Annotated in this window: 3 protein-coding genes; 2 read left to right on the plus strand and 1 reads right to left on the minus strand. The window is 44.1% G+C overall.

Annotation, left to right across the window (positions count from 1 at the left end; all coding sequences use genetic code 11):
• The coding region (locus O9324_RS15470) for a phytanoyl-CoA dioxygenase family protein (RefSeq protein ID WP_288140640.1) at positions 1 to 460 on the plus strand (460 nt) is incomplete at its 5' end.
• Between the two features lie 232 nt (positions 461 to 692).
• Here O9324_RS15470 and accA read toward each other — a convergent pair.
• Entirely contained in the window at positions 693 to 1,682 is a 990-nt protein-coding gene (gene accA / locus O9324_RS15475; RefSeq protein WP_287628915.1) for an acetyl-CoA carboxylase carboxyl transferase subunit alpha, read from the minus strand.
• A 386-nt stretch (positions 1,683 to 2,068) separates the two neighbouring features.
• Here accA and O9324_RS15480 point away from each other — a divergent pair.
• Positions 2,069 to 2,456: spermine/spermidine synthase domain-containing protein (locus O9324_RS15480; protein WP_502846586.1), on the plus strand; the 388-nt coding region annotated here is incomplete at its 3' end.

The following is a 2,456-nucleotide window of genomic DNA, read 5'->3' on the forward strand; positions in this document are numbered from 1 at the left end:
CTGCGAACCGAGATATTCCATCAACTTCCTGCACGGTACAGAGCAGGGGCTGCACGAGGATATGGCAGTTTTTTATGTTCATCCTGCTAATCATTTAGTCGGTGTTTGGATTGCCTTGGAAGATATTTCCGCCGATGCTGGCCCGCTAATTTTTTATCCTAAATCTCATAAAAATATCAAAGTAACTGACTTTTTTCCAGACTATCCCGCCGTCAATCTTAAAAATATTACGGCCGCTCAAATTCCCCAATACCAAGATTATGTTAACCAGCGCGCCCAGAATTATGACTGTCAATCATTTACTGCTAAAAAAGGAGAGATTCTTCTCTGGCACGGAATGTTAATTCATGGTGGTGGGAAGATTAATAATAACCTGCTAACCCGTAAATCGATGGTCATTCATTTTATTGTCGAGGGTGGCGATTACAACGATCGGGCTTTGGGACCTTTTAATTGGTAAGATTAATTTACCAATAATAACTCGGAAATAATCGGACTAATTAGGGTTTGCTTAATAAAGGTAAAATATAGACGAGGTAAGGGGTTTGGGGCTTTTTTGCGAAGCAGGTGCAAGATTTTGAAAGTAGGGGCGAAGCATTGGGGCAATAACCTATCGCTGAAACCGTAGATTTCCTATCCGAATGCTTCTACTTTTTAAACACAATTTGCCGTAACTGATCACTGCTCACTGATTAAGCTGTAGCTTCTAAAAATACGCCTAAATTGCGGAATTTTTGATAACGAGATTCGCGCCGTTGTTGGGGAGTTAACACAGATAAAGCCTCTAAATTTTCATTAATAGCGGCTTTTAAATTGGCTGCCGCTTTAATCGGATCAGCATGGGCCCCTCTGGAGGGTTCAGGAACGATCTGATCGATAATATTTAACTCTTTTAAATCTTTTGAGGTAATTTTGAGGGCCACTGCTGCTTTATCGGATTTTTTGGCATCTTTCCAGAGAATGGCGGCACAAGCTTCGGGAGTCGCCACGGTATAGACAGAATGCTCTAACATTAATAGGCGATCGCCGACCCCAATACCCAAAGCACCGCCGGAACCACCTTCGCCAATAACAGTACAAATGATCGGCACATCTAAACGGAACATCTCCCGGAGATTATAGGCGATCGCTTCCCCTTGACCTAATTTTTCCGCTTCTACCCCCGCCCAGGCTCCAGGGGTGTCAATAAAGGTTAAAATTGGCTGATTAAACTGATGGGCGTGTTCCATTAAACGCATGGCTTTACGATAACCACCGGGGGCAGCCATGCCGAAATTTCTAGCCACATTATCCTTAGTATCCCGGCCTTTTTGATGCCCGATAATCACCACGGGACGACCGTTAAAACGGGCAACACCACCCACAAGAGCGGGATCGTCGTAACCACAGCGATCCCCGTGCAACTCGAACCATTCATCGGTGATTGCCTGAATATAGTCTAGGGTACTGGGGCGCCGGGGATGACGGGCTAATTGTAGCCTTTGGGAAGGGGTGAGATTGCTAAAAATCTCACGACGTAATTGATTAGCTCGTTCGTCTAGTTGACTAATTTGTTCCGAGACATCTACGCTATTTTCTTGGGCTAATTCTTTAATCTGTTCGATGCGGGATTCTAATTCGTAGAGGGGTTTTTCAAAATCTAGGAGAAAAATCTTTTTCTCGGTAGTCTCGTTTTTGGTCATAGGTTAGTGGCTAGAAGTTTACTGTTCGCTAAGTAGTTAGGCGTTAAAAATTATCAAATACCCCCCTTATCAAGGGGGGATTAAGGGGGGATCAGCACCCCCCTTATCAAGGGGGGATTAAGGGGGGATCAGCACTCCCCTTATCAAGGCGGGATTAAGGGGGGATCGACACCCCCCTTATCAAGGGGGGCGGGGGGATCAGAGGCAAAATCTATCTTCAATTTAATTATAACTACTTACTTAATCTTTTCTAGCTTACCGTTTTTCAGCGATCGATTATCGGCAGTTTCGGGATAACTGGGAGATAATTTCAGGTTATCGATCGAATTTTGTCAATTGTTGTATAATAATAGATCGTGCCTTTTTCACCCCAAGGAGGATTAGTTATGGCAGGAAGTGAACTAAAAGCGGATCTATGGGTTAACGAATATATTACCCCCTGGGACATTTATAGTCATGGGGTTTCGCGGATTTTAGCCTACAAAAAAACCGCTTTTCAGGAGATGTATATTGTTGAGTCGGGGGCCTATGGAAAAGCCTTGGTACTGGATGGGAAATGGCAATCTTGTACGGGGGATGAATTTATTTATCATGAAGCATTAGTGCAACCGGCAATGATTGCCCACCAAGAAGCAAAAACTGCTTTAATTCTGGGAGGTGGTGAAGGTGCGACAACGCGGGAGTTATTGCGTTGGAAAACAATCGAAAAAGTGATGATGATCGATATCGATGGGGATGTGGTGGCAGCTTGTAAGGAACATCTTCCCGAAATGC

Source organism: Microcystis sp. LE19-84.1B (assembly GCF_027531875.1).
Taxonomy (GTDB): Bacteria; Cyanobacteriota; Cyanobacteriia; order Cyanobacteriales; family Microcystaceae; genus Microcystis; species Microcystis panniformis.